Raw genomic sequence first — 6125 nt, 5'->3', positions numbered from 1 at the left:
TGCCGAACACAGAAGTTAAGCTTCAACGCGCCGAAAGTAGTTGGGGGATCGCTCCCTGCGAGGATAGGGCATTGCCACACATTATGGAGGATTAGCTCAGTTGGGAGAGCATCTGCCTTACAAGCAGAGGGTCACAGGTTCGAGCCCTGTATCCTCCATTGAGCATTAAGCTCATGAGCCGTTAGCTCAGTCGGTAGAGCATCTGACTTTTAATCAGAGGGTCGACGGTTCGAACCCGTCACGGCTCATTGCCAAATAGAGGCTTTGAGATGCGGATTACCGTAATTTTACGCCGACTTAGCTCAGTTGGCAGAGCACCTGTCTTGTAAACAGGGGGTCGGAGGTTCGAGCCCTCTAGTCGGCATTTAAATACTATGCGGAAGTAGTTCAGTGGTAGAACATCACCTTGCCATGGTGGGGGTCGCGGGTTCGAATCCCGTCTTCCGCTTTGTCAATTCCATAATGCCGGGGTGGCGGAATTGGCAGACGCACAGGACTTAAAATCCTGCGGTTAGTGATAACCGTACCGGTTCGATCCCGGTCCTCGGCATCTATTGCACCCATAGCGCAATTGGATAGAGTGTCTGACTACGAATCAGAAGGTTGAAGGTTCGACTCCTTCTGGGTGCATTTTTCGGGAAATAGCTCAGCTTGGTAGAGCACCTGGTTTGGGACCAGGGGGTCGCAGGTTCGAATCCTGTTTTCCCGATTTAGAATTATCGCGGTGTAGCTCAGCTGGCTAGAGCGTCCGGTTCATACCCGGGAGGTCGAGGGTTCGATCCCCCCCGCCGCGATTGACTGGCTGTTAGGGACCTTTAGCTCAGTTGGTTAGAGCAAGCGGCTCATAACCGCCCGGTCGTAGGTTCGAGTCCTACAAGGTCCATTGGCGGGCCTCATAACACTCGACAGCTTTTCATTTATGGAGGATTACCCAAGTGGCTGAAGGGGGCGGTCTTGAAAACCGCTAGGTCGTGAAAGCGGCGCAAGAGTTCGAATCTCTTATCCTCCTTTTAATTATCGCGGGGTAGAGCAGCCTGGTAGCTCGTCGGGCTCATAACCCGGAGGTCGTTGGTTCAAATCCAGCCCCCGCAATATTGGTCCGTTGGTCTAGTTTTGGTTAGGACGCATCCCTGTCACGGATGAGATCACGAGTTCGAGTCTCGTACGGACCGTTTATATGGCTCGGTAGCTCAGTTGGTAGAGCAACGGATTGAAGCTCCGTGTGTCGGCGGTTCGATTCCGTCCCGCGCCATTAAAGCAATTAAGCATTAGCTTAATGCGGGTATAGTTTAGTGGTAAAACCACAGCCTTCCAAGCTGTTGTCGCGAGTTCGATTCTCGTTACCCGCTTTTGCAATATATGGGTCTATAGCTCAGTTGGTTAGAGCGCACGCCTGATAAGCGTGAGGTCGGTGGTTCGAGTCCACTTAGACCCATTGGAGAATTACTCAAGTGGCTGAAGAGGCGCCCCTGCTAAGGGTGTAGGTCGCGAAAGCGGCGCGAGAGTTCGAATCTCTCATTCTCCGTTATGACCCGTTAGTCAAGTGGTTAAGACACCAGCCTTTCACGCTGGTATCGTGGGTTCGAATCCCGCACGGGTCACTTGTAATGACCCATTAGTCAAGCGGTTAAGACACCAGCCTTTCACGCTGGTATCGTGGGTTCGAATCCCGCATGGGTCACTTTATTTTAATTATCGCGGGGTAGAGCAGCCTGGTAGCTCGTCGGGCTCATAACCCGGAGGTCGTTGGTTCAAATCCAGCCCCCGCAATATTGGTCCGTTGGTCTAGTTTTGGTTAGGACGCATCCCTGTCACGGATGAGATCACGAGTTCGAGTCTCGTACGGACCGTCTTTGAAAGTATTCTGTCAGAATGGCGGAATACTTTTTATTTTTGACCTTTGTCCACATTGGTGAAGAGTGATGCCTTGCTTCGAAATTAGCAGATGCGTGTGAGTTGTGCGCCATTTTTAATAATGGTCTCAAAACCGCAGTAAGGGCAGCGAGAGATCGGTCAAGACAACCGTGCCTTGATAACGTTACGAATCTCACCGTCAAAGGGGACAGCTTTTGCCCTCTTTTTTTACGAAAAAATCTGGCATTGGCGATCACCAATACCAGATAGTGTAGACCCATATAAAATAAAAGTGCAATGCAGACAATGCATTGCATTTTCTTTATTCAGCTGGACGATAATCTTCGTAGTAGTAGACGCTGCGTGGACTGTGATCCATGTAACCGGCAATTGGTGCAAAGTCGGCACTGCTGGTCCACTCATCAATCGCATCGGCATTAGTCCAGGTAGTAACTAAAATTGTTGCATTGGTTTGATCAGGACGTGAGAACATGTAGCCAGTCGTCATCTTGGAATGATCGGCACTGTCAAGAGCCAGCTTAGCCTGCTTGCGTAACAGGTTCCGATCGTCTGCACCAAGCTCAAAAGACTCAAAATGTAAAATTCCTTTAAACTTGTCATTACCGACGCTGTATAAGGACTCTAAGGTAATCGGACTTTGAAAAATGCTTGGCTTGCCCGATAGATCAAACAAGGCCAGTTTGCTGTTGTCGCCGGTTGCTTGCAGCAGCCGAAAATCACGATCTGGGTGTTTCTTTACGATATCGAGTAGAACAGGCATGGAGCCAAAAGTAAAACTGATTTGTGAAAGCATAAGTGTCTCCTCCTTATCTTAATTGTCTTAATTATACCGCTGATTAACAGTAATTGGGAATAACGAGTTAGAAAGCACAATTAATTAATCATTGATGACCATTTTTATTGAAAATGTATATCTTTTAATGGCAGATTAATCTTGACTACCGATTAGTATCGATAGTGATCGACAAAAAATTTACTTACAAAAAGTCAAGAAAATTCCTTGCAGTGGTTCAAAATCATTCTAAAATAGGTTATAATTATTTATGGAGTGATCAAGGTTAAACATGTTTTTGATTTAAAGGAGGCCCAACAAATGGTTACACTATACACGTCTCCAAGTTGCACATCTTGCCGTAAGGCGCGGGCCTGGTTAAAGGAACATGGTATTCCTTTCACCGAGCGCAACATTTTTTCTGAACCTTTGAGTATGGATGAGGTAAAAAATATTTTGCGAATGACTGAAAACGGCACAGAAGACATTATCTCAAAACGCTCTAAGGCTTATCAAAGCTTAAACGTTAATTTGGATGAAATGTCGATGACCGAGCTCTATGATTTGATTCGCAAAAATCCAGGTCTACTGAGACGACCAATCATTATGGATGATAAAAGATTACAGATTGGATACAACGAAGACGAGATTCGTCGTTTCTTGCCACGTGAGGTACGGGCACTGGAACTGGCAGAAGCACGTCGTAAGGCAAATCTGTTTTAAAGGGGTGGCGATTTTTTCGTCGCCTTTATTTTTTAATCGAACAGTTACTGGAAAAAGAATGATATAATGAAAAATAGACATTTAACATCGTTCGGCTTTTCGGTTTTAAAGGTCATAACGATCGGATAAGAAATTAGCGAATCAAAGGGGGCGCGATGCTTATGGAAATGAAACGCATTAACGAAAATACGATTCGCGTACTGCTCAACAATGAAGATTTAAATGAGCGTGGTATCACCGTACTTGATTTGCTGAATCACAATCAACAGATTGAAGACTTCTTTTACAGCATTCTGGAAGAGGTTGATGCCGAGCATCAATTCCAAGACAATGATCTGGTTACATTTCAGGTTCGTCCCCAACAAGACGGTTTAGAGCTATATATTACCAAAACCGATCCGGCCAGCCTAAAAAAGGGAACGCCTGCCGGACAGCCGCCACTGGACCAAGATCAAATCACGAACCTGATCAAAAAAGAACTGGTTGGTAGAGATCGTCAAGAACCGCAGACAGCTCACGACCAACAAACAAATTCAGCTGCTGGCGATGATCCCGAGGAAGCAATTGCCAATCCAGACATTGAAAAAAACGTCTGTGTTTTGCGAATTGATGATTTTGAGGACCTGGTTGCATTGGCAAAGCTTGCACAAGGCAATATCTATGCGGTATCTGATCTTTATCGCTATCAAGACAGTGACTATTTGCTGCTGACTTTTATTGACGATGGCTCATTGTCTTCACAGCAGCTAAAGGATCAGCTTGCTTTAGCCTATGAATATGGACAAAAAACCAACCTGACACCAGACGTTATCCTAGAGCATGGCAAACCACTGATGAAACAGGCAGCTTTGGAATTGGTAAGAACGTATTTTGATTAACAAAAGGCTGAGTCATTGAATTGTTTCAATGATTCAGCTTTTTTAATGCCAGCAATTGTTTTTTGACATATAGCAAAGTGGAGGTGTAATCATGCAGACCGCTTTGTGGAATGATCAATTGGTTTGGGCGCAAAATGAAGTTAAAAAAACGCAACGGACATATTATTGCCCCGACTGTGGTCAAAGAGTCCATCTATGTCAAGGCAGCGACCATCGTCCATATTTTGCTCATTATGCCAAGAGCAGATGCGATGCCAACGAAACCATCATTCACCAACTGGGTAAGCACCAAATTGAGAGATGGCTTGCCCTGCAAGGGTGGTCCAGCTATTCAGAGGTTTATTTGCCCACCGTCAGGCAGCGACCGGATGTCTTAACCAGAATTAATGATCAGTGGATAGCAATTGAGTTTCAATGCAGTCCACTGAGCGTGAAACGTCTGATCGAGCGTAATCAAGGATATGCCAAGCTGGGAATTGCCTATCGCTGGTTTTTGGGGCCAACCTATGCGCATCAGCTGCGCCCGTATAAAGCGGCTCAGTTTCTGCAATGGCACGAGCAGCAGCTGACTTTGCCGTTTTGGGATTTAAGCCGTCAGCAGCCCAACTATCAAAGAAAACGACCCATTTCAAGGATTGAAATGGGTCGTCAAGATGTTTGGCAAGTATTGATACAACAAACCAGACAGCTGCAGCGGCAAGTCTATTTTGCAGCGCCACGACTGCGTAGACTGGCTGATCAAGCCTATTTAATGGGACATGGCACCCTCAGTACTTGTCCGCTGGTTGCTCATGATACGCATCCACAATGGGACCTAATGGCTGAGTCACCATTAGAGTGGCGAGTATCCGTGATTTTAAGCCTTGAGCAGTGCACCCTTGGTCAAGGCTGGAGCTGGTCGGAATGGTATGATTTATTGAATCAGAGCGTAAAATGGCTGCCATTGCCATGCCTCAGCCCAGCTCAGATCAATCTGGTACGGCATCGCTTATTGGCTTGCTATACTCAAGAATTGGCCTTGGCAGGGATTATTCGATGTCAGACTCAGGTAAAAATAATTCAACGGCCACGATGGTTTAAAAGCTATGAGCACAAGCTGGGCTACCTAAAGCAGCTGGCAAATATCTAAAGGATACGTAATGTTGACTGATGGTGCTTGTCGTTATAGCTTTGAGCAAATTCTTGGGGAGTTTGATGCAAGCAGAGCTGATGACTGCGATAGGACTCAATCAGCGATTCATAATCAAAATTGTTGATCATAAACCCATAGACCGGTTGCTCAGAATCAAAAACAACTGCCGTAGCCGTTTGGGTAACACCCATTTCGTCAGCCATGTACTGGTCTTTTTTAAAGGCTTTGACTGCCAGTTCCGACTTACGATCTTCCCAGAACATGTCCAAATCAAGCTGAGCCTGCCGAGCAATCTTTTTGGCGAGTGCTTCTGAGTAGTCAAGCCCGTCGTTAATTAGTGCCGACTGAAGCCTGAGCAGATAGTGACGGCCACGTTTGCGTCCTTGAAACAGTGCTGCTTTATAATCCAAGATAATCTGGTAAAGCGTAGCCGAAGTCTGCTGCCGAACACTTAGATCATGGACGTTTAAGTGATAGAGCTCCATGGTCTGCTGAATGGTTTCCATGTTAAACAATGGAACGAACTGATAGTTGACTTTGGTGCGCAGTTCTTGGTCAATGCGCAAAACATCCTGTTCGCAGCAAAAACAGCGCATGCCTAATGGATTAACAAAAAGATGAATTTCGAGCATTGGCTGCTCCTCCTGTTCGTTACAGAATAATCGATGATTGAACAATGTTATTTTTACAAAGAAAGTGCAAGATGTAAAGTGATCTGTTTTGAGCTGATCATCAAATAAAATGA

At 45.8% G+C, this 6125-nt stretch carries 5 protein-coding genes and 20 tRNA genes; 23 read left to right on the top strand and 2 right to left on the bottom strand.

Annotation, left to right across the window (positions count from 1 at the left end):
* The first annotated feature begins 85 nt into the window (after positions 1–85).
* The 20 genes from HF864_RS05405 (at position 86) to HF864_RS05310 (ending at position 1850) form a co-directional block, all read left to right on the top strand.
* Positions 86–158 (top strand) — tRNA-Val (locus tag HF864_RS05405).
* A gap of 17 nt (positions 159–175) precedes the next feature.
* Positions 176–248: transfer RNA gene (locus HF864_RS05400), tRNA-Lys, on the top strand.
* 43 nt (positions 249–291) lie between these two features.
* Positions 292–364, top strand: a tRNA-Thr gene (locus HF864_RS05395).
* 12 nt (positions 365–376) lie between these two features.
* Positions 377–448 (top strand) — tRNA-Gly (locus HF864_RS05390).
* Positions 449–464: 16 nt separating this feature from the next.
* Positions 465–550 (top strand) — tRNA-Leu (locus HF864_RS05385).
* A gap of 6 nt (positions 551–556) precedes the next feature.
* A tRNA-Arg gene (locus HF864_RS05380) sits at positions 557–630 on the top strand.
* 5 nt (positions 631–635) lie between these two features.
* Positions 636–709, top strand: a tRNA-Pro gene (locus HF864_RS05375).
* 11 nt (positions 710–720) lie between these two features.
* A tRNA-Met gene (locus HF864_RS05370) sits at positions 721–794 on the top strand.
* Between the two features lie 15 nt (positions 795–809).
* Positions 810–883: transfer RNA gene (locus HF864_RS05365), tRNA-Ile, on the top strand.
* Between the two features lie 38 nt (positions 884–921).
* A tRNA-Ser gene (locus HF864_RS05360) sits at positions 922–1009 on the top strand.
* 9 nt (positions 1010–1018) lie between these two features.
* A tRNA-Met gene (locus HF864_RS05355) sits at positions 1019–1092 on the top strand.
* Between the two features lie 4 nt (positions 1093–1096).
* A tRNA-Asp gene (locus HF864_RS05350) sits at positions 1097–1172 on the top strand.
* A gap of 7 nt (positions 1173–1179) precedes the next feature.
* Positions 1180–1252 (top strand) — tRNA-Phe (locus HF864_RS05345).
* 26 nt (positions 1253–1278) lie between these two features.
* A tRNA-Gly gene (locus tag HF864_RS05340) sits at positions 1279–1349 on the top strand.
* Positions 1350–1361: 12 nt separating this feature from the next.
* Positions 1362–1435, top strand: a tRNA-Ile gene (locus tag HF864_RS05335).
* Between the two features lie 2 nt (positions 1436–1437).
* Positions 1438–1525: transfer RNA gene (locus HF864_RS05330), tRNA-Ser, on the top strand.
* A 4-nt stretch (positions 1526–1529) separates the two neighbouring features.
* Positions 1530–1601 (top strand) — tRNA-Glu (locus tag HF864_RS05325).
* 8 nt (positions 1602–1609) lie between these two features.
* A tRNA-Glu gene (locus HF864_RS05320) sits at positions 1610–1681 on the top strand.
* 15 nt (positions 1682–1696) lie between these two features.
* Positions 1697–1770, top strand: a tRNA-Met gene (locus HF864_RS05315).
* Between the two features lie 4 nt (positions 1771–1774).
* Positions 1775–1850, top strand: a tRNA-Asp gene (locus HF864_RS05310).
* Between the two features lie 326 nt (positions 1851–2176).
* Here the strand turns inward: HF864_RS05310 and HF864_RS05305 are convergent.
* A complete protein-coding gene (locus tag HF864_RS05305) occupies positions 2177–2668 on the bottom strand; it encodes a hypothetical protein (RefSeq protein ID WP_169462026.1) in 492 nt (163 codons plus the stop codon).
* 300 nt (positions 2669–2968) lie between these two features.
* On the opposite strand from HF864_RS05305, the gene spxA reads away from it, so the two are divergent.
* From spxA to HF864_RS05290, 3 genes are all read left to right on the top strand, one after another.
* On the top strand, positions 2969–3370 hold the full coding sequence (gene spxA / locus HF864_RS05300; RefSeq protein ID WP_169462025.1) for a transcriptional regulator SpxA: 402 nt from the start codon (positions 2969–2971) through the stop codon (positions 3368–3370).
* 161 nt (positions 3371–3531) lie between these two features.
* Complete coding sequence (locus HF864_RS05295) at positions 3532–4248, top strand: adaptor protein MecA (protein ID WP_169462024.1); 717 nt, start codon at positions 3532–3534, stop codon at positions 4246–4248.
* Between the two features lie 91 nt (positions 4249–4339).
* A complete protein-coding gene (locus tag HF864_RS05290) occupies positions 4340–5377 on the top strand; it encodes a competence protein CoiA family protein (protein WP_169462023.1) in 1038 nt (345 codons plus the stop codon).
* Here HF864_RS05290 and HF864_RS05285 read toward each other — a convergent pair.
* Entirely contained in the window at positions 5374–6012 is a 639-nt protein-coding gene (locus HF864_RS05285; protein WP_169462022.1) for a DsbA family protein, read from the bottom strand. The two genes, HF864_RS05290 and HF864_RS05285, sit on opposite strands and share 4 nt — an antisense overlap.
* Positions 6013–6125 lie beyond the last annotated feature (113 nt).

Origin of the sequence: Lactobacillus sp. MRS-253-APC-2B (assembly GCF_012843675.1) — a bacterium.
GTDB lineage: Bacteria > Bacillota > Bacilli > Lactobacillales > Lactobacillaceae > Limosilactobacillus > Limosilactobacillus pulli.
This window is presented reverse-complemented; position numbering and strand designations above follow the sequence as displayed.